15 protein-coding genes are annotated in these 19868 nt (G+C 57.6%); 12 read left to right on the top strand and 3 right to left on the bottom strand.

Annotation, left to right across the window (positions count from 1 at the left end; translation table 11 throughout):
* Positions 1–397: 397 nt before the first annotated feature.
* Positions 398–2380 (top strand): glycoside hydrolase family 127 protein, encoded by a 1983-nt coding sequence (locus tag PM3016_RS21855; RefSeq protein WP_014370961.1) that lies wholly within the window; start codon positions 398–400, stop codon positions 2378–2380.
* A 168-nt stretch (positions 2381–2548) separates the two neighbouring features.
* Here PM3016_RS21855 and PM3016_RS21850 read toward each other — a convergent pair whose 3' ends face one another.
* Entirely contained in the window at positions 2549–4000 is a 1452-nt protein-coding gene (locus PM3016_RS21850) for an IS1182 family transposase (protein WP_013915070.1), read from the bottom strand.
* Positions 4001–4157: 157 nt separating this feature from the next.
* On the bottom strand, positions 4158–5102 hold the full coding sequence (locus tag PM3016_RS21845; protein ID WP_013918713.1) for a ribose-phosphate diphosphokinase: 945 nt from the start codon (positions 5100–5102) through the stop codon (positions 4158–4160).
* 570 nt (positions 5103–5672) lie between these two features.
* Here PM3016_RS21845 and PM3016_RS21840 point away from each other — a divergent pair.
* Positions 5673–6329 carry a hypothetical protein gene (locus PM3016_RS21840; protein WP_014370960.1) on the top strand — a complete coding sequence of 219 codons (657 nt, stop codon included), beginning with the start codon at positions 5673–5675 and terminating at the stop codon, positions 6327–6329.
* A 354-nt stretch (positions 6330–6683) separates the two neighbouring features.
* Here PM3016_RS21840 and PM3016_RS21835 read toward each other — a convergent pair whose 3' ends face one another.
* Entirely contained in the window at positions 6684–7640 is a 957-nt protein-coding gene (locus PM3016_RS21835) for an endo-1,4-beta-xylanase (protein ID WP_014370959.1), read from the bottom strand.
* 207 nt (positions 7641–7847) lie between these two features.
* Here PM3016_RS21835 and PM3016_RS21830 point away from each other — a divergent pair, with 207 nt between their 5' ends.
* The 10 genes from PM3016_RS21830 to PM3016_RS21785 all read left to right on the top strand — a co-directional run bounded on the left by PM3016_RS21830 (position 7848) and on the right by PM3016_RS21785 (position 19844).
* A complete protein-coding gene (locus PM3016_RS21830) occupies positions 7848–9623 on the top strand; it encodes a cache domain-containing sensor histidine kinase (protein WP_014651726.1) in 1776 nt (591 codons plus the stop codon).
* Positions 9623–10402 carry a response regulator transcription factor gene (locus PM3016_RS21825; RefSeq protein WP_014370957.1) on the top strand — a complete coding sequence of 260 codons (780 nt, stop codon included), beginning with the start codon at positions 9623–9625 and terminating at the stop codon, positions 10400–10402. The genes PM3016_RS21830 and PM3016_RS21825 overlap by 1 nt, the downstream gene beginning before the upstream one ends.
* Positions 10403–10525: 123 nt before the next feature.
* Positions 10526–11857: an extracellular solute-binding protein gene (locus tag PM3016_RS21820; protein ID WP_014370956.1), complete on the top strand. Its 1332-nt coding sequence runs from the start codon at positions 10526–10528 to the stop codon at positions 11855–11857.
* 101 nt (positions 11858–11958) lie between these two features.
* Entirely contained in the window at positions 11959–12840 is an 882-nt protein-coding gene (locus PM3016_RS21815; protein ID WP_014370955.1) for a carbohydrate ABC transporter permease, read from the top strand.
* Between the two features lie 73 nt (positions 12841–12913).
* On the top strand, positions 12914–13756 hold the full coding sequence (locus PM3016_RS21810; RefSeq protein WP_164923410.1) for a carbohydrate ABC transporter permease: 843 nt from the start codon (positions 12914–12916) through the stop codon (positions 13754–13756).
* A gap of 118 nt (positions 13757–13874) precedes the next feature.
* Entirely contained in the window at positions 13875–14516 is a 642-nt protein-coding gene (locus PM3016_RS21805) for a polysaccharide deacetylase family protein (RefSeq protein WP_014370954.1), read from the top strand.
* Between the two features lie 542 nt (positions 14517–15058).
* Entirely contained in the window at positions 15059–15379 is a 321-nt protein-coding gene (locus PM3016_RS21800) for a hypothetical protein (protein ID WP_014370953.1), read from the top strand.
* A 1088-nt stretch (positions 15380–16467) separates the two neighbouring features.
* Entirely contained in the window at positions 16468–17661 is a 1194-nt protein-coding gene (locus tag PM3016_RS21795) for a serine hydrolase domain-containing protein (RefSeq protein ID WP_014370951.1), read from the top strand.
* A gap of 492 nt (positions 17662–18153) precedes the next feature.
* Positions 18154–19074, top strand: coding sequence for an ABC transporter ATP-binding protein (locus PM3016_RS21790; RefSeq protein WP_013918702.1), 921 nt, complete (start codon positions 18154–18156; stop codon positions 19072–19074).
* Complete coding sequence (locus PM3016_RS21785) at positions 19071–19844, top strand: ABC transporter permease (RefSeq protein WP_013918701.1); 774 nt, start codon at positions 19071–19073, stop codon at positions 19842–19844. The genes PM3016_RS21790 and PM3016_RS21785 overlap by 4 nt, the downstream gene beginning before the upstream one ends.
* Positions 19845–19868: the final 24 nt, after the last annotated feature.

Here is a 19868-nt window from a genome sequence, read left to right as displayed (position 1 = left end):
CACGGCATAGTGATAGCGGTCGGGCAGGAGCAGCAGCGTCTGGCCTTCCGCCACCTCCCACTGCCGCTCCTCCTCCCCGATGTACAGCACTCCCCGGACCACCCACAGCAGATCGAACAGACCGAGATTCCTCCGGCTCGGATGCTGTTCCCCGGGCCGGAGTGTCGTCAGGCCGGTACAGATATAATAGGGCATCGGGGGCAGCTGCAGGGAGATGAGGTGGTTGCCGTCCATACGTTTTCCTCCCTTTCTCTTCGAGTGTTCGAGTGTGAAATATTATCATTTTTGGGGTCGGATTCTCCGTAGCTCTCGCCTAGATTCCAAGATAAACTGATAGCAGGACAGATGCAAATGTATACAAAAACGAATCTTAGTGAGAAGTCGAGGAGGAACGATCATGACTCTGTCAACGAGCGGTCAGCAGAACAGCAGCAGCATACGCATACAGGATGCCTTTTGGAACAAGTTCACGGAGCTGGTGCGGGACACGGTGATTCCCTATCAATGGGAGGCGCTGAATGACCGGATTCCGGGGGCTGAACCCAGCTATGCGATCCGCAACTTCCGGATTGCCGCGGGGCTGGAGGAGGGCGAATTCGGGGGCATGGTCTTCCAGGACAGCGATGTGGCGAAGTGGCTGGAGGCTGTCGGCTATTCGCTGGCGAACCACCCGGACCCGGAGCTGGAGCGGACGGCCGACGAGGTGATCGAGCTGATCGCGAAGGCGCAGCACGAGAACGGGTATCTTAATACATACTATACGATCAAGGAGCCGGGCGGGCAGTGGACGAATCTTCACGAGGCGCATGAGCTGTACTGCGCCGGCCATATGATGGAAGCCGCGGTGGCCTATTATGAGGCCACGGGCAAGCGGCGGCTGCTGGAGGTCATGTGCCGGTTCGCCGACTATATGGAAAGCGTTTTCGGTCGCGAGCCCGGCAAGCTGCGGGGCTATGACGGACACCAGGAGATTGAGCTTGCGCTGGTGAAGCTGTACGGGGCCACCGGCGAGGAGCGGTATCTGAAGCTCGCCCAGTTCTTCATCGACGAGCGGGGGACGGAGCCGAACTTCCTGGTGGAGGAATGCAGGCAGCGAGACGGCTACAGTCACTGGGCGAAGAAGAAACTCCCGATCCCGACGGCCGAGCAGATGGCGTACAACCAGGCGCACAAGCCGGTCCGCCAGCAGGACACGGCCGTCGGGCACTCGGTCCGCGCGGTGTACATGTACACGGCCATGGCTGATCTGGCCCGGCTGACAGGCGATGCGGAGCTGCTCGAAGCGTGCCGGCGCCTCTGGGACAACACGACGAAGAAGCAGATGTACATCACGGGCGGCATCGGCTCCACGCATCACGGCGAGGCGTTCTCCTTCGATTACGACCTGCCGAACGATACGGTGTATGCGGAAACCTGCGCATCGATCGGGCTGATCTTCTTCGCCCGCCGGATGCTGCAGCTCGAGGCGAAGAGCGAGTATGCGGACGTGCTCGAGCGTGCGCTGTACAACAATGTCATCGGCAGTATGTCGCAGGACGGCAAACATTATTTCTATGTGAATCCGCTGGAGGTTTGGCCGAAGGCGTCCGAGCAGAACCCGGGGCGCCATCATGTCAAAGCCGTCCGCCAGCCCTGGTTCGGCTGCTCCTGCTGTCCGCCCAATGTGGCGCGTCTGCTGAGCTCCTTGAACGACTATATTTACTCGGCTTCCGCAGGGGAGAATACCGTGTATACGCACCTGTTCATCGGCAGCGAAGCGAGCTTCAAGCTGGCTGCCGGGCAGGTGGCGCTGAAGCAGGAATCCCGCCTGCCGTGGGAGGGCTGCGCCCGGTTCGAGCTCACCGCCGTGCCGGAGGCGCCGGTCACCCTGGCGCTGCGGATCCCCTCGTGGAGCGGCGGCCGCGCCGAGTTGCGAATCAATGGCGCTGCCGAGGCGTACGAGGTGGAGAACGGCTATGCGGTGGTCACCCGGCGGTGGACGGCGGGAGATGTGGTGGAATGGGCGCCCGCGCTGCAGGCGCAGCTGACGGCTGCGCATCCTGAGATCCGCGCCAATGCGGGGAGGGCGGTCATCGAACGGGGGCCGCTGGTGTACTGCCTGGAGGAGACGGACAACGGAAGCCCGCTGGCTTCACTGTCGATCCGGCCCGATACCCCGCTGGGAAGCGAATACGTGACGGATCTGCTCGGCGGAGCGGTCGTGATCGAGGCGGAGGGCTTCCGTGAGGAGCAGGACTCCTGGCAGGCCGATACGCCGTACCGCCCGCTGGCCGTTCGCCGGCCGGCCGAGCCCGTGAAGCTGAAGGCGGTGCCGTACTATCTCTGGGGCAACCGTCAGCCCGGCGAGATGACCGTCTGGATCCGTACACAGGGGCAGTAGGGGAGCGAGGTGCATATACAAAAGGACCGGCCGAGTGGGGAGGCCACTGAAGAACTTACGCTTTTTCCTCAGGAGCCTCGTATAAGTCATAAAAAAGCCATCTACCCCCATTTTTAGGGTCAGATGGCTTTTTTATAGGCTTAAAATTGGTCTGCTCGATACGTTTTTTCAATCTACCAGCTTCAGTATACGCTTAAGATTTACAGCGAATATGGCCATTGCACCTTGCATTTCTATGCCAATCAGACCCGAAGATGTGGCAACATCATACCCGTGTCTATGTTTGAGTTCGCTGTTTTTCGCTTCGATCTTGTAGCGCTCTTTGGATTTCGCCTTGAAATATTCCGTTTCCTGGAACGCCATCTGTTCCGCGTGTTCATCAGATTTAATCGTTACGGAATAAGTTTTACTCTTGGCGCCTTCTTTGTAACAGCCCTCCTTGAGCGGACAGCTCTTGCAGATCTCTACGTCAAAATAATAGGTATCCTGTTGGTTTTTACCGACGCCTTTTTTGCCTTGCCGGGCCTTTCGAGTCGCCATGTGACCAGCCGGGCATACGTACATGCCGGCATCTTTGTTGAATAGAAATTCCTCTTCTTTCTTACGGCTGCCTTGCGTGATCAGCGGATTGAGTTTTGCTACAAGTTCAATCTCATTGTTCGTTGTGTACAAAATATTATCCTTCTCGGAGTAGGCGGTATCGCCAATGACGGTCTTAACTTGCATTCCTGCTGCATTGCTTTTTTCGATGAGCGTCTGCAGCTGCTTGCCGTCATTCTTCTCGCCTGTTGTAATGACAGCTGCCGTTATGATGCGCTCCTCCGTCATGGCCAGATGAGTTTTATATCCAAAGAATGCAGAATCGGCGCTTTTATGTCCCACTCGAGCATCCGGATCCGCCGTTAGACGAAGCTGTTCGATGTCATCCTCCACCGTTTCCTTCAGCAGGTGTAACGGATTCAAAACCTTTGGTACTTGCGCGATCCCGGATTCCAACTCGATGAAGGTCACAAGCTTTTGACAATACTCGATTTCGTCTTCGAGTACGTCGCTCGTGTTCTTTGCGGGCATTTTGGCTTTGAGCGATTCATCCATCGTGTAAACGGACTTTCGCAGCTTTCGTGCACGGTCTCGCAGAATTTCTAGCGGCGACTTCTGATTGTAGCGCGCTTTTGTATGCGTAGCGTCGACGATTATGGAGTTGCTCTTCAGGATTTTCAGTTCGATAGCGAGGTCTACCGTCTTACCAATGAGCATGTCCAATAAGTTGATGTCTTTGAGCCGCAGTTTGCGGAATTTTGTCAGAGAACTCGGGTCGATGACCGGATCCTCCGGTGCCATGCCCAGGAAATACTTAAACGACAGGTCATACTTAGAACGCTCGACAATATCTACGTCAGATAGTTCAAAGATGGCTTTCAGCAACAAATATTTAAACATTCTGATGGGGTCAATGGCGTTACGTCCGTTGTCCAAACAATATTTTGTCTGCAGTTCTTCAAAGATAAAAGTGAAGTCCACCAGTTCGTTAATTTGACGGAGCATGTTGTCCTTCGGCACGACGATATCATACAGAGCCGCGTAAGGGCTCAGAACCAAGCTTTGTTGTTGTTGAATCATCCGTCTCACCCGCTTTTCGAGATGACTCAATTATACGTCAAAAAAAGCACAGCCTCTTCAATTTTCTTGAAGGGCTGTGCTTTTTTTAGACGGACTTTTTCAGTGGCCTCCGAGTGGGCCGGTTCTTTTTTTTGAATGTGTCTGCACTGCGCGGGCCCTACACTTTGGTAATGGTGAAGAGGGTGGAGATCGATCCGCCGTACATATTGATCCGGATCGCGTTGGCCAGCAGCTCGGCAACCGGAATCACTTTGATGCATGCAGGGCGCTCCGCCGGGATTGCGATCGAATTCGTAACCACGACTTCCTTCAGGTTCGGGTGGTTCAGACGCTCCAGCGCCGGTCCGGAGAAGACCGGGTGCGTGGCGACCACATAGGCGTCGTTCGCGCCGCGTTCCTTGAGCGCATTGACCGCTTTGACGATCGTGCCGCCCGTATCGATGATGTCGTCGATGATGATCGGGGTGTAGTTCTCCACGTCCCCGATGACATGCGTGATAGGGGAATCGGTGCCCGTATGCTTCTTAACCATGATGGCGCAGGGGTAGTCGAGGTAGCTGGCGAGCTTCTCCGCCGTACCGGCCCGTCCTGCGTCAGGGGAGACGATGATCGGGTTCTGAATCTTACGGGCCTTGATGTAGTCATGGAACAGGTCGAGCGCGGTCAGATGATCCACAGGGATATTGAAGAAGCCCTGGATGGCCGCGGCGTGCAGATCCAGTGTGATCAGACGGTCGGCACCGGCGGTCGTCAGCAGATCGGCGATGAGCTTCGCGGAGATCGGTTCGCGCGGCTTTGCCTTCTGCACCAGTCTCGAATAGCCGAAGTAAGGAATGACGACATTGATGGTTCTCGCCGACGCTCTCTTCGCCGCATCGATCATGACCAGGAGCTCAATGACATTGTCATTGATCGAGCCGGAGAAGGACTGGACCAGATAGACGTCATGGTTGCGGATTCCCTGCTCATAGTTCACATAGATTTCGCCGCTCTTGAAGCGCGACCGCTTGATCTTCCCGAGCGGCAGCCCCAGCTGCGCACAGATCGCTTCCGCAAGCTCGATATGTGAAGAACCTGAGAAGATGCTTATGTTTTCGTTCAAAATGATGGCCTCCCCGTAAGTTCAATGGTAACGGTATATACGTACGTTCCTCAGGTTCTTGGCTGTAAAAGTAAAGAATATGTAAAGACGAACCGTATGTTACTGAAATTTTACCTCACTTTGGCCGGAAAATAAACCATAACTATGCATCTTCCCCGCGGCGGGAACGAATTGGGGACTCAATCCCTGCAAGAGCATGCCAATCCCTCAACATAAATTGAATAAACTAGTTAATATGGATGAATAAGGACTCGGTACCGGCGGTGCAGATGCTGCTGGGCGTTTGTGAACCTGGTCTCAGAGCTGCTTATAGAACCCGGTTGAAAGCGGGGAATCTTGTGCCGGGCGCTTGGCTGCAGTGCTTCAAGGGCGTGGACCCGCGGAGTGACACCGGGTGACCGAGTGAGCAAACTGGGGAGCTCGTGCGGATAATCTCGTACATTCCACAATAGGCGAGGAAAGTCATACCATAAATAGTAAAAATGGGTAATTAAATATGGTGAAATAAGGATCATCAGTCATTCAAATATTGGTCTTCCGTCAAGCGGTAAGCGAAGGGAGGCGTTTGCAGTGGTGTTTGAGTTTTTCTATCTGTTCGGCCTGCTGGCTGGATTCGGCTTGTATGCCTTACTCTCTTGGATTCACAGTCCTTTGAAGCACTCGGTGAAAGTCCTTGTGGTTGCCGGAGCGGCGGCTGTTGTTTTTCTTGTCAGTATCTTGGTTATCGGAGGGTTTGAAGGCATGCCTGTCGGGATGGGAAGTGCAGGCCTGCTGACGTCAGCGATCCTGCTGAGCTTCGCAGGAAAGGTGATCTGGAGAAAGATCATTTATGCTGTTGTCCTTCTGTCTGCGGCTGCCTATATCTTATTCCAATACACGAATGAAGTGAATTACTGGATTGTCAAGAAGACGCATTACTCTGTGCTGACAGATGCAGGAGATTACATAAAGCGGCTGCAAAAAGACCCTGCGATTCGCGGCTACAGAACCTTCACGATTTCGGAGGGGAAACGAGGCCTGGTCCTTTCATTGGGCGGGGAGAGGGCTGGAAATTCAATCGAAGTCCTGGATGTGAAGGAATCCGGATATACCACTATCATTCAAATCAGAACCTTCTATAACCAATCGGGCGAACCAAATCCTGTCATTATGATTGGACTGGACCGGCTTCAGCGTGAGATCATCGTGATGGATACGGACGGTACCATTTATGAAAAAGTAAAATAAGAAGATCCAACCATCCATGTGAACGACAACTTTGGGAACATGGGGCCCCTGCGACGGCCCCTTTTTTTGCGTTCCGCCGGACAAGAATCTATAAGTTTCGCAAAGTAAGAACTATAGGTTCCACTCTCCACACGATTCGTATTCACTGCTATCATGGCCATAGGTGTTTCGAAAAATGGACTTTGAATAGTCGGATATAGCTCCCGCTGCCCATGAAGGTCTTCCCATGGATGGTCCCCTCGTATCAAAAAGCAGCAGGGCATCTCACCAAGATGCCCTGCTGCTTGTCACCTGTTCACGTTTCATGATTTTCGGCAAATGAATGGGTAGATTGACGACAGGGCCGGCAGCCGTTCAATGCGCTGCCAGATAGTCCCGGAGCCACTTGAGGGCAGGACGCTCCGTGCCCGAGCTCGTGATAAGGTGCGTGTTGGCCTTCCACGTCTGGCCTTCGATGTACCCCCACAGGGTCACACCCTTCACGGCCGTATGCTCCCAGAGCACAGGGAACTTCTCCTTGTAGCGCGCGAGCTGGGTCGCATCGTCGCCGGTCATATCCAGCTCGGAGACATAGATCGGGAGGCCGGTGGAAGCAAGCGTATTCAGAACGTTTCTCATCGTGCTGACGGAGACGGTGTCCATATTGAACTGATGGCATTGAATGCCAATCCCATCGATCAACCCCCGGCTCTTCAGCAGATTGGCAATCTGGACGTAAGCGGCCGCCGCATTCGGGTCGCTGATAATGCCGTATTCATTGAGCAGCAGCTTGGAATTCGGGAATGCCTTCCGCGCTTCCTGGAAGGACCAGATCACCCAGTCCCAGCCCGTCGCGCCGTCGCCGCCAATCGCATTGCGGTAGGACGGCTTGGCATGTAGAGGCTCGTTCACGACATCGACGAAGGCGGCATTCGGATATTTGCTGGCGGAAGCCTGAATCCACTGCAGCACTTCGGCTTTCTGGTCGGCGGCGGAGAGGCTGCCGATCCAGCCCGGCTCCTGGCTGCCCCAGATGAGCGTATGGAATTTGAACGGGAAGCCGCTGCTGCGCGCATAATTGTAAGCGGTATCGGCAGCGGTCCAGTTCATCCGGTTCCGGGTCGCTTCGACCGAGCCCCACTTCGTCGAATTCTCGGGCGTCACCTGATTCCAATACGTGGCGAAGTTCGAAGGCACGCTGCCTGCAATAATGTTGCCAAGGAACTTGCTGCGCGCCAGTCCCGCATCGGCGCTGGGGATGAGTGTGAAGGACAGGATGGAGCCAACAAGCAGGGAAGAGGCACACAGCTTGGCTAGCTTGGATTTGAACATCTTTTTCATTCCTCCTTAAGAGTAGAATACGTTTTCAAAGCGGTCCGGCTTCGGTTCTAGACTATGGTTTAAAAGGGTATCACCTCCTTATGAAGGGAATAATGGGAATCGCTTACATGTGGTACTATATCGTTTCCCGTACAGGATGGGTAGTGTACAAACTTTAGATCTTACTACAAAAATTTAAGGGGAGACTCCCGGGGAGGGATGAGGGTGCGGCCCAGAATACGGCAGCTGAACACGCTGCGCAACCAGATGCTGGTCGGATTCCTGTTCGTCATGATGGTGATCCTGGCGATGGTAGGAATCGGTACGTATGATTCCGTCTCCACGCTGCTCAAGAATAACGCCGAGAAGCAGATCACGCAGACGGCCGTGCAGGGGAACCGCAGGCTTGAGGCGGTGCTGCACCAGATCGATTCGCTGACGACCCAGGTGGCCGCCAACGCCTATGTCCAGAGGCTGCTGGCCGGGGAGCGGAGCGGAAGAAGCTCGTCATTCGCCGAACAGCAGGCGCTCGTGCCGCAGGTGACGATCATTCCAACCTATGCAAGCGGCGTGCATTCGGTGGAGCTGTATACGTACGGGGGACGGGGGCTGTACCCCCTCGGCGGCAACGAGCTGGAGGGCAAGGTCAGCAGGGAGTGGATCGCCAAGGCCCAGGAGAACAAAGGGGGAATCGTCTGGCTGGGCATCGATCCCCAGTACCCCGGCACGGTCACGGCCCTGCGGTCGATCCACCTGATCAACCTGGATTTTGCGCCCGGCGGGTATCTTCTTGTGCGGCTGGAGCGGGACGTGTTCCGGATCGAGGAGCCGCTGGCCGGCATGGGGGAGCAGGAGATCTCCCTGCTGGTGGACCAGCAAGGACGCCGGATTACGGGCAGTGACGAGGGAGCCTTATCCGAAGCGGTCCGCGGGCTGATGGACAGTCCGGAGCCTGTGGTCCGCATGGGGGACCGCCAGTATGTGATGGTGAAGCAGCAGTCGGCGATCACGGGATGGACCCTGCTGATTCTGACGCCGGTCAGTGCGATTACGGAAGGGATTTCTGTGCTGCGGACGGCCATTCTCGCTTCGGCGGGCATCGGGACGCTGCTTTTTATCCTTCTGTCGTTCGTGCTGTCCACCCTGATTACCCGGCCGATTCTGAAGCTGATCAAGACGATGAGAGGCGCCCGCTTCGGTGTGCTGAAGCCCAGCGAACAGGTGTCGTCCACACTGGAAATTCATGAGCTGACCCATTCCTATAACGGGATGGTGGAGGATACGAACCGGCTGATCCGCCTCGTCTACGAGAAAGAGCTGCTGCAGAGCCGCACGGAGCTGAAGGCGCTTCAGGCGCAGATTCATCCGCACTTTCTGTTCAACACGCTGGAGGCCTTGTATTGGTCGCTGATTGACAAGGAAGAGGAGGAGCTGGCCGGCTTCGTCATCGCGATGTCCGACCTGTTCCGGTATACGATCTCGGGCCTGAACAAGGAGGAGTGGGTGACGCTGGCGGAGGAACTCGAGCAGGTGGAGCGGTATATGTCGATAATGACAATGCGGTTCGGCGACCGGCTGGACTGGCGGATTCTCTCCTCTCCGGACGCTGCGGAGGTGAAGCTGCCCAAGCTGCTGATCCAGCCCCTGGTCGAGAATGCGATCCAGCATGGGCTGGAGAGCCGGGTCGGACAAGGGAGCGTCACGGTTACAGCCGTCCGGTCTCCCGGAGCAGACCGGCTGACGATTACGGTGGAGGACAACGGAGGCGGGATGGACGGGGATTCTTTGGCGAGGCTCAAGCAGGCGCTGGGAGAGGGCAGGGAGTGGTCCTCCAAGGGCTCCGGACTTGGGCTGGCTAATGTCCGCCGCAGACTGCGGCTCTATTACGGCAGCGGCGGGGCGGGCGATGAAGAACCGCTGGAGATCGCCAGCCGCAAGGGAAGGGGCACCGTGGTGAAGCTGTCCATCCCTGTAGAGAAGGGGGAGCAGGCATGATGATTCCATCGAAACGCATCCTGATTGTGGATGACGAACCGCGTTCGAGGCAGGGGTTGGCCAAAATGCTGGAGGCCTGGAGCGCGGGCAGGCACCGGATCCGGACCGCGGACAACGGCTACGAAGCGCTGCGCATATTGGAGAGCGAGCCGGTGCATCTGCTCCTCTCGGATATCCGGATGCCGGAGATCAGCGGCCTACAGCTGGCCGGCAGCGGGGAAAGGGTCTCCTGGCCGAACCAGCCGGCCGTCATTCTGATCTCCGGCTATGCGGAATTCGAATATGCGCAGAAGGCCATAGAGCTTGGCGTAACCCGCTATCTGCTGAAGCCGGTCTCCCGGGAGAAGCTGCTGGATGCGGTGGAGCGGGCGCTCGAGACGGAAGAGCAGCGCAGCCGTCTCGGCCTGATCGAGAAGGTCGCCGATCCTCAGCTGCTCACGGCCGCTGTTCACCAGTTGGCGGTCAGCGAACCGGTGGAGGAAGCGCTGCGCTACATGGACGAACATCTGCATCTTCCGTTCACCCTGCGGGAGGTGGCGGAACAGATTCATCTCAACGCGAGCTATTTCAGCGTACTTTTCAAGGAACAGATGGGTATGACCTTCAGCGAGTATGTCACCCGGCGGAGACTGCAGAAGGCCAAGGAGATGCTGCTGCAGACGCGGCTGCCGATCGCCGAGATCGCCGAGCGGGCCGGATACCAGTCCGCCAAGTATTTCAGCAAAATCTTCAAGGAGTATGAAGGGACCAGTCCGGGGGCGTACCGGAGCGAGACCTAAAAAAAGTGGAAGATTACCCAATCGGAGCGTCCTTACGGAAGCGCAGCAGGGGTGCTACACTGAAAAAGCAGTAAGGAAAGTGCTTACATATCCAACGATCCATCATCCGGGGGGAATAAGACGATGAAGAAACAGGTATATGCGGCTGCGTTGACGACGGCGATGCTGGGAACCCTGCTCGCAGGATGCGGAGGAGGAGGCGGCACTGAAGGAGCCGGCAGCAACAGCGGGGGAACCGCAGGAACGGCCGGCGGGGAGAAAGTGACGCTGAAGATGATGCACCTGTGGCCGGATGGGAGCAATTCCGCCCAGAACAAGCTCGTAAAGCAGATCATCGACGATTATCAGGCGGCCAACCCGAAGGTGACGATCCAGACGGAAGTGCTCGAGAACGAGCAGTACAAGAACAAGCTCAAGGTGCTCTCGGCCTCCAACAACCTGCCCGATGTGGGCTTCACCTGGGCGGCCGGCTTCCTCGAGCCGTACATCAAAGGGAACATGTTCACCCCGCTCGACGATCTGCTGAAGGGCGACCTGAACGGCAAGTTCGTGAGCGGGACGACGGAGGCCTATGCCATTGACGGCAAAACGTATGCGCTTCCAGTGGAGCTGAACATCGTGCCGGTGTACTACAACAAGGAGATTTTCAAAAAATACAACCTGACGCCGCCGGCAACGCTGGAAGAGCTCAAGACGGTGATCAAGACTTTGACGGACAACGGCGTCACTCCGGTGGCGCTCGGCGGCAAAGACGCCTGGACCTCTTCGTTCTGGTACATGTACCTCGCAGAGCGTATCGGAGGCGCGGGGCTGCTGGACAAATCGATCGCCTCGGGCACGTTCACCGATCCGGGACTGATTCAGGCCGGCAGGACGATGCAGGAGCTCGTGGACCTGAAGGCCTTCCAGAAGGGCTTCAACGGGCTGTCGAACGATGAAGCGAAGTCGGAGTTCATGAACGAGAAGGCCGCCATGTACGCGATGGGAACGTGGGAGGTGCCGAACTATACCACGAATCCGGATGTGCCGCAGGCGTTCAAGGATAAGATCGGCTTCTTCAAATTCCCTACCGTCGAAGGGGGCAAGGGAACGGTCAATAACTGGGTAGGCGGCCCGGGTGTCGGACTCTTCGTCTCCGAGAAATCGAAGGTGAAGGAGGAAGCGAAGAAGTTCGTCAGCTACTTCGTCCAGAAGTGGGGCGAGAACTCGGTCACGAAAGCCGGCATCATTCCCGCGACGAAGGTCGATACGGCGGCCGTCCAGCTTCCGCCTATGTTCACGGAGCTGCTGAGCGAGCTGAATAAAGCGGATAAAGTAACGCTGTATGTGGACGTTCAGATGAAGCCGGGAGCATCCGAAGAGCACCACAACCTCGTGCAGGCGCTTGCCGGCAAGGCGCTCACGCCTGAAGAATTCGCGAAGAAGCAGGAGGAGGCACTCAAGGCGGGCAAATAAACGGCCCCCGGCGGTGCGGGAGAGGACTTGCCGGGCTGCAGGGCAGGTCCTTTTCTTCTTCGGCTCCCAGATCATCTGCCGTCTTAAGGAGGTAACTTACGATGCACAAAGTGATGTCCAACCCCAAAATGATTGCCTTATACGTACTGCCTTCCCTGCTGTTGATTCTCGGCATCATCTATGTGCCGATTATCCTGACCGGCTATTACGGTCTCATGCAGTGGGACGGTGTCAGCCCGATGACCTTCATCGGCCTGGAGAATTACAAGACCCTGCTTCAGGATGCCGCATTCGGGAACAGCATGCTGCATTCGTTCCTGTTTGCCGTGCTCTCGACCCTGAGCCTGAGCGTCTATATGCTGATTGCGCTGGTGCTGTCCGGGCAGATCAAGGGGGCGAACCTGCTCCGCAAAATCTACCTGATCCCGATGCTCCTGTCCTCCGTCGCGATCGCCCAGCTGTGGCTCAAGATTTATCATCCCTCGAGCGGAATCCTCAACAGCTTCCTCGAGGCGCTCGGGGTGGAGGAGACACCGGACTGGCTGGCCGACCCGGACATTGTGCTCACCGCGCTGTTCGTGCCGATCCTGTGGCAATACGCCGGCTTCTACATCCTGATCTACTATGCCGCCCTGAAGAACATTCCGTCTTCCCTGATTGAGGCGGCACGCATCGACGGCGCGAACTCCCTGCAGATCGCCCTGCGGATCAAGCTGCCGCTTGCTGCCGAAGTGATCAAGGTAACGGTCGTACTCGCGGTCGTCGGATCGCTGAAGTATTTTGACCTGATCTATGTCATGACGGACGGGGGGCCGAACGGCGCTTCCGAGGTGATGGCCTCCTACATGTACTCCAAAGCGTTCCGCAGCTTCGATTTCGGATACGCCAGCGCCATCGGCTTTTTCCTGCTGATCGTGTGCCTGGTCATGACCTGGGGCATCCGCAGGCTGACCGCCACCAAAGATACGATCGAATATTCGTGAAAGGGGGAGGAGCTCCGATATGAGTCTCGCTACCGACCGCCGTCCGCGGGTCATCCGGCCGCAGAGCAGGGCCATGGCATCCCGTTCGCTCGGCACCAGGGCCGGGTATGGTCTCTTGTATGCGGTTCTGGCCGCCGCCGCCGTCATCCAGCTTCTTCCGCTGGTCTGGCTGCTCTTTTTCTCGCTGAAGAATAATCAGGAAGTGTTCAACCTTCCCCCGCTGGCCCTCCCGGCTGAGCTGAGATGGGAGAATTACGCCAATGTCTGGAACCAGGGGAATATCTCCCGGTACTTCATCAACAGCGTATGGATGACGGTGCTGTCCGTCCTGCTCACGATCCTGCTCGCCAGCTTCGTCACCTTCGCGATTACCCGTATGCGCTGGAAGCTGAGTCCGCTTGTGCTCGGGGTGTTCATGGTGGGCCTCATGATCCCGGTCCATTCGACCCTCATCCCGCTGTTCAGCATGTTCCAGAAGCTGTCGCTGACCGATTCCCCTGCGAGCATCGTCCTGTCTTATACGGCCTTCAATCTGCCGATCACGATCATGATTCTGCTCGGGTTCTACCAGTCGCTGCCGCATGAGGTGGAGGAGGCGGCGGTCATGGACGGCTGCTCGATCAACCGCCTGTTCTTCAGCGTCATCCTGCCGATGACCGCTTCCGTAATCGTTACCGCAGCGATCATTAACATGATCTACAACTGGAACGAGTTCATCTTCGTGAATACGTTCATCTCGACCGATGAACTCAAGACGCTCACCGTCGGGGTCCAGAACTTCGTCGGCCAGTATACGACCGATTGGGGAGCGATCGGGGCGACCCTGATGATCAGCATTCTGCCGATCCTGCTCATCTTCTTCGTTCTGAGCAACCGGATCGTGGAAGGCATTGCCGCCGGCTCCGTGAAGGGATAAGATGGCAGGACAGGGGGCAAGCGGAATGATAGAGGTGCAGAACCTTGATCCCGATGCCTGACCCTGGAATTCATGCAGGTGCAAGTGTCATGAAAGTACGTGAAGGAGAGGATCAACCGTGCCGCATTCCATGCTGATCCATGAAGTGAACACGAACCGGAGGGCCGTCGCCTTCACTTTCGACGACGGGCCGCATCCGGTCTATACGCCGCAGCTCCTGGAGATCTTCCGGGAATCCGGGGGAAAAGCGACCTTCTACGTGATCGGCGAGCATCTCGAACGGTATGAAGAGATGGCCCGTCGGTGCGTGGAGGAGGGGCATGAGCTCGGCAATCATACCTACACGCATCCGTATCTCTCGAAGCTTGGCGCAGAAGAGTGCCGGCTGGAGCTTGTGCGGACGGAGGAGCGCATCGAGGCGCTGACCGGCCGAAATCCGGCGACTTTCCGGCCGCCTTACCTGGATTTCGATGAGACCGCCGCCTCTCTGACGAAGGAGAGGGGATACGCGGTCATCGGAGCGGTGAACATGGGTGCAGAGGACTGGCGCCAGCCGGGTGTGGAGCATATCCTGCAGGCAACCCGGAGCACGGTCCGCAGCGGAAGCATTCTGATCTTCCATGACGGATACGGTGCCCGGGAGCAGACGGTGGAGGCCGTCCGGATCCTGGCGGCGGAGCTGTCCGCGCAGGGGTATGAGCTGGTCACAGTCAGCGAGCTTCTGGCGTCGCAGGCTGAAGCGGGAGAACGGAGCCGCTGAACGTTCAGGTGAGGTGAGGTGAAGGGAAGCGGGGCTGCATTCGATGGCAGCACAGAGGCCTAATCCCTTTAGAGCACCATGGATACGCTAAAAATAGACGCCGGGCTCTACAGCAGGAAGGATACGCATAGAGAAGCTGTATGGCTGTTCAGCATAACATTTGCAATGCTCCATCTGCCAAATACATAGAAACTCATCAGGCCATTGAACGGAACGTTTGTTTCTATAGTTCAATCGGGGTTCTTCAGCTTGCTTGTTCGAGAATCTATGGCTCGGCGTGGCGGAGTAGTCGTTCTTACTAATGAATGCGAGACGGTTTCAGTAAAAGGATCATCAAAGGGAAGGTACCCTTGATGTTCCTTTTTTTCGTTTTCTACGATTGCTGATGGAGGCTGCTGGGAAGGGAGCATAAGAAACGGTATCTTTTTTCGTAAATAACGGAAAGCCGGAACGAAAGGAGTGCTCTTATACTAGAATTAGGCGTCTTTTATGCAAATACAGATAGAGATACATAGATATAAAGGATAAGGGTGGATGCGGATATGAAGGAAAAAGGATTCGACAGCGGCAGCGCCCTGTGGGAGGTGGAGGCTGAGACACGCCTACCGCATGGAGAGGAATCCAGGACCGGCCGCCATACGGTGGTGACCCTGCGAGGCCGCGGAGCGTCGGCCTGGGTGCAGGTGGACAAAGATGCCGACAAGGTATCCTATCTGATCCACTCGCCGGATATCGTGCAGGTGGAGCTGTTCGGAGATGCGGCGGCGGAGCACTTCATCGAGGCGCTGGAGCAGGCTACGGAGTCTCTGCGGGAGCAGCTGAAGCGTGAAACGGAGAAGAATCCGGGGCAGTCGGTCGGTTAAGACCGTGGGATGTGTTGTGAAGCATCGGGCCGAAGCACGGTGAGCTGGCTGGGGAGTGGGGCGGCGACAGCAGAAGGATGAGGAAGTAGATTAACGGCATGCTCTGCTCAGTTAGTCGGAATAGAGGAACTCAGATGTCTTACTTGGAGGTTTTTTGGAGGGGGTTCTGCGGATAGCGGAACTCAGATGCGTTAATGGTCATCTTATGGTGGAAAACCAGCCTCCGCCATCCCTATAGCGCATCTGAGTTCCGTTATGTTCAAAAGATAGCTCCCCAGGCGGCATATAGCGCATCTGAGTTCCCCTATCTCCGCCCGACGCTTGGATGCTCTTCGGGATGCGGCGAGGAGAGACAGAGAGTTTAGTCAGCAAAGTTGATAGACTAACACCTGTGGTACCGGAGGAACGCAAGAGAGCCGGATTTGTTGTGGGGAATGGCATTGCCGAAATGTAGTGCAGTATTGGAAGGTTGAGGATTACAGCATACGAATATGCTGCCTGCGGGAGTCTACGGATAATTCCCAGACTACAGGCCGGACACCAAGTAGACCACATAAAGCGCACAGACCACATGTAGGACAAAGACCACATTTAGCACACAGACCACATGTAGGACACAGGCCACATGTAGGACACAAACCACATAAAGCAAACAGGCCACATGCATCATACAGACCACATGTAGGACACAGACCACATAAAGCAAACAGGCCACATGCATCATACAGACCACATGTAGCGCACAGACCACATAGACCACATAGACTATATAGAATGTACGGACTCCTGGTCTACCCACACCACCGAATAGCCACGCAGACAGCATAGATCACCTAGACCGCACTACTTACCCAGACTACACCGGACCACATAGATTCCATCGTATACATACCGCTACTTGGCAGCCGCCCTGTTGTAAGACCGTCGTAAGGATGCGTCGTCAACTTGTCGAGCGGAGAAGAACCGCAATCCACAAGAAACCCGGGTGTCCCGTTCGTGATACGCTGATAGAGGAAGGCCGCTGGCCGGCCTGTGTGACAGAGGCGAGGAGGAAATATCATGTGGAAAAGGAAAGGGGGGGATCAGCCATGAACAGCGGCTTGTCCCAAACGCGGCTGGAGCGCATGCACTCGGTTATGGCCGGATACGTCGAGCGCGGTGAGGTGCCGGGCATTGTCACGCTCGTCTACCGCAGGGGCGAGGTCCATGCGGAGGCACGGGGCACCCTGACCATTGGAGGAGTGCCTGTCCGCAGGGACTCGATCTTCCGCATCGCTTCGATGACGAAGCCGGTCATCGCCGCAGCGGCGATGATCCTGGTGGAGGAGTGCCGCCTGCGGCTGGACGATCCGGTGGACAGCCTGCTGCCCGAACTGGCGGACCGCAGGGTGCTGCGCCGGCTGGACGGCCCGGTGGACGATACCGTCCAAGCCAACCGGCCGATCACGCTGCGGGATCTGCTGACGTTCCGGCTCGGTTTCGGCGCGGTGATGGCCCCGCCGGGCACGTATCCGATCCAGCAGGCGATCGCTGAAGCGGGCCTGGAGCCCTCTCCGACGCCGCCCGCGGTGACGTCGGACGAGTGGATGAAGCGCCTCGGGCAGCTGCCGCTGCTTCATCAGCCCGGGGAAGGCTGGTTGTATCACACCGGCTCCGACATTCTCGGCGTGCTGATTGCCCGGGCTTCAGGCCAAGGGCTCGAAGCGTTCCTGAAGGAGCGGCTGTTCGACCCGCTGGGGATGAAGGACACGGGCTTTCATGTGCCGGCAGCCCAGGCGGACCGTCTGTCCGCAGCCTATGCGCGCGATCCGGAGACCGGCGGCTTACGGGTCTTCGATGATCCGCAGGACAGCGCCTGGACGCAGCCGCCCGTCTTTGCCTCCGGCGGGGGAGGACTCGTCTCCACCGCCGACGATTATCTGGCCTTCTGCCGGATGCTGCTCGGCAGAGGCCGGCTGGGGCGAGAGCGCATCCTGTCCCGCTCCGCCGTCGAGCTGATGACCGCCGACCACCTGACGGCGGAGCAGAAAGAAACGGCCCGCCCGTTCTTCGGCGGACACAGCGGGTGGGGCTTCGGCGGCGCGGTCAGCCTTCGCCGCACCGAGCTCTGGCAGACGCCCGGCCGGTTCGGCTGGGACGGAGGCTTCGGAACCTCGGGGTACACCGATCCGCAGGAGGATCTCGTGGGCATCCTGCTGACCCAGCGCATGATGGAGTCTCCGAGGGGGCCGCGCGTGTTCACGGATTTCTGGACCTCAGTCTACCAAGCCATCGAAGACTAAAGGGCCTGCTTGTTCCGGCGCCCACACGGCTCGGGGCAGTGGCGCGGTCGATCAGCGACGTGCCGGGCTTTGGCAGATGCCTGGCCTGAGCGGAGGTTCGCCGGCTCGGGAACTACTGCCCCGCAGACCATACAGCAAGTGACACCTGCAAAGCATGATTGCACCTTGGGACAGACGTGCCCCGGCGGACAGCCAGGCACGTCTATTTTGATAGAATAGAATTTTTAAAATACAAGGCTGAGCTTGTCTTCCACCTTATTTGGGATGAACTGGCAGGCGGAGTTCTTAGGCGAGGCCGTTTATCTTGGGGTGCTGGGATCCTTTTCTCCAAATGAAATGAATACTTCAAGTGTGAATGAGAAAAGAAGGAAGTGTGCAGCAAGTTGGCGCACACTTAGCTGCATCATCTTTCGAATGTAAGAGTTTTGTAAGAACTCCGTAAGCCGCAGGCGGCATTTCCCTCCCTATAATGGAGAGCAGGAGGGATGAATCATGAGCACGGTACTGAGAACCATTGGACTGACCAAACGCTATGCCAAACGCCTGACTCCTGCCGTGGAAGACGTCTCGATCGAGGTGGCGGCGGGGGAGATCTACGGGTTCCTCGGCCAGAACGGGGCGGGCAAAACGACAACCCTGCGCATGATCATGGGCCTCGTACGGCCGACCGGCGGAGAGGTGGAGCTCTTCGGCCGGCGGCTGGAGGGCGGCAGCGAGGGCTTCGCGCGCATCGGCTTCCTGCCGGAGGTGCCGGGGCATTATCCGCAGCTGACGGTGGCCGAGCACCTGCGTCTGCACAGCCGGCTGACCGGCTATGCCGGGCCCGACCGCACGGAGGAGACCCTGAGCCTGCTGGGGCTCAGCGAAGTGAGGGACGTCCGCGCGGGGCGCTTGTCGCTGGGGCTCCGCCAGCGGCTCGGGCTGGCCCGGGCCATCCTGCACGGTCCGGAGCTGCTCGTCCTCGACGAGCCGACCAACGGGGTCGATCCCGCCGGGCTCCACCAGCTGCGCCAGCTTCTCCTGGACCTGGCCAAGCAGCGCGGCATGGCGGTTCTGCTGTCGAGCCATCTGCTTGGCGAGGTGCAGCAGATCGCGGACCGGATCGGCATCATGCACGGGGGCCGGCTGCTCCAGCAGAGAGCGGCCGCCGAGCTGGAGCGGACGCTGCGAAGCTGTGTCGAGCTGCGGGTCGAGCCGCTCGAGCAGGCGCTTGTGGTGCTGGAGCAGAAGCTCGGGATTCTTGATTATGAGCTGCGGGATTCCCGCACGATTCGAATCTATGGGAAGACCGGACAGTCCTCCGAGCTGGCCCGCATCCTCGTCGGCGAAGGCATGGAGCTGCGGGAGCTGAAGGTCAGGCATGACTCCCTGGAGGATTATTATCTGCGGCTGATCGGGGGGAAGGGCGCATGAGCGGCATAACGGGCGTGGGATATGCCGAGTGGCTGAAGCTGCGCAGGTCCAAAGGACTGTGGCTGCTGCTCTTTATTTTGCTGGTCAAGCACGTGATTGAATTCTCCGTCTATTACCAGGACCTGGCCTATTCCCCTTCGAGGCTCACCTGGAGCTGGACTTACTATACACACTACCGGCAGTTCGCTCTCGGTCTGATGCCGATCATCTCCGGCCTGATGGTGGGGTATGTGCTCATCGGTGAGTTCCAGCACAATACGGTGACCGGGATGCTGACTTATCCGATCCGGCGCAGCACGTTCCTGCTCGGCAAATATGCCGCGGTGTTCCTGCTGACGGTGCTGGTGTACGGGATCGACTTCGGACTGAAAGCGGCGGGGGGACTGCTGTTCGGGCTGCCTCCGGTGCCCTGGACGATGTGGCTGCGCTATGCCGAATGTGGGCTGCTGCTCATTCTGATCTCGTTTGCCTTCGTTCCCTTATTCGCCTGTATCTCGCTCGCCTTCCGGAATTATATTGCCAATATGGCGGCAGGCACCTTCGCCGCGGTGGCCGGTGAGGTCGTGTGGGATGTGCTGGATGCAGCCGTCCGGTTTCCCTTCACGTACCCGGGGATTCTCGTCGGCAGTCTGCTGGACATTCCATCACGGACCGCCGGGGTGCCGGAGCTTCTGCAGGGCGCCGTGGGGTTGGCGCTCATCTTCGTACTCTTCCTCGCGGTGAGCCTAAGGCAGCTGTCACGGATGGACATCCATGCACACGAAGGGTAGCGGGGAAGCAAGTGACGCCGGAAC

It is taken from the genome of Paenibacillus mucilaginosus 3016, assembly GCF_000250655.1.
In the GTDB taxonomy this organism is placed as follows: Bacteria; Bacillota; Bacilli; order Paenibacillales; family NBRC-103111; genus Paenibacillus_G; species Paenibacillus_G mucilaginosus.
The sequence above is the reverse complement of the archived record's forward strand: the minus strand, read 5'-3'. Positions and strand labels throughout refer to the sequence as shown.

What these genes read in the sequence shown, in the direction of transcription:
- PM3016_RS21855 (WP_014370961.1), top strand. Translation starts at nt 398, where the DNA reads ATGACTCTGTCAACGAGCGGTCAGCAGAACAGCAGCAGCATACGCATA.
- PM3016_RS21850 (WP_013915070.1), bottom strand. Translation starts at nt 4,000, where the DNA reads ATGATTCAACAACAACAAAGCTTGGTTCTGAGCCCTTACGCGGCTCTG.
- PM3016_RS21835 (WP_014370959.1), bottom strand. Translation starts at nt 7,640, where the DNA reads ATGTTCAAATCCAAGCTAGCCAAGCTGTGTGCCTCTTCCCTGCTTGTT.
- PM3016_RS21830 (WP_014651726.1), top strand. Translation starts at nt 7,848, where the DNA reads ATGAGGGTGCGGCCCAGAATACGGCAGCTGAACACGCTGCGCAACCAG.
- PM3016_RS21825 (WP_014370957.1), top strand. Translation starts at nt 9,623, where the DNA reads ATGATTCCATCGAAACGCATCCTGATTGTGGATGACGAACCGCGTTCG.
- PM3016_RS21820 (WP_014370956.1), top strand. Translation starts at nt 10,526, where the DNA reads ATGAAGAAACAGGTATATGCGGCTGCGTTGACGACGGCGATGCTGGGA.
- PM3016_RS21815 (WP_014370955.1), top strand. Translation starts at nt 11,959, where the DNA reads ATGCACAAAGTGATGTCCAACCCCAAAATGATTGCCTTATACGTACTG.
- PM3016_RS21810 (WP_164923410.1), top strand. Translation starts at nt 12,914, where the DNA reads ATGGCATCCCGTTCGCTCGGCACCAGGGCCGGGTATGGTCTCTTGTAT.
- PM3016_RS21800 (WP_014370953.1), top strand. Translation starts at nt 15,059, where the DNA reads ATGAAGGAAAAAGGATTCGACAGCGGCAGCGCCCTGTGGGAGGTGGAG.
- PM3016_RS21795 (WP_014370951.1), top strand. Translation starts at nt 16,468, where the DNA reads ATGAACAGCGGCTTGTCCCAAACGCGGCTGGAGCGCATGCACTCGGTT.
- PM3016_RS21790 (WP_013918702.1), top strand. Translation starts at nt 18,154, where the DNA reads ATGAGCACGGTACTGAGAACCATTGGACTGACCAAACGCTATGCCAAA.
- PM3016_RS21785 (WP_013918701.1), top strand. Translation starts at nt 19,071, where the DNA reads ATGAGCGGCATAACGGGCGTGGGATATGCCGAGTGGCTGAAGCTGCGC.